We start from the raw sequence: 244 nt of genomic DNA, 5'->3' as shown, positions 1-244 counted from the left end.
GATATTTGTTAATACTTTAAACTCCTGTCTTTCATCTCCAATGCGAGTCCAATATAATTTAAATTTTTCGCCAGAGTTTAGTAGATTGTTTAATTTTAGGTCAATGTTTCCGTTAAATAAAAGGCCACCACTTTCTTTTGATGAAAAATTAACCAATCCGTCAAAGCTATTATGTTGATATTGTTCGAGGTATAGATATAATAAGGTAGAATCTTTTGTAAATAAAACGTCAGGTGCTTTTATT

At 29.5% G+C, this 244-nt stretch carries 1 pseudogene; it reads right to left on the bottom strand.

Annotation, left to right across the window (positions count from 1 at the left end):
• A pseudogene (locus ACY2RX_RS14820) lies at positions 1–244 on the bottom strand (hypothetical protein); the annotation flags it as partial.

The sequence above is a fragment of the Polaribacter sp. 2405UD43-2 genome (assembly GCF_058147125.1).
This window is presented reverse-complemented; position numbering and strand designations above follow the sequence as displayed.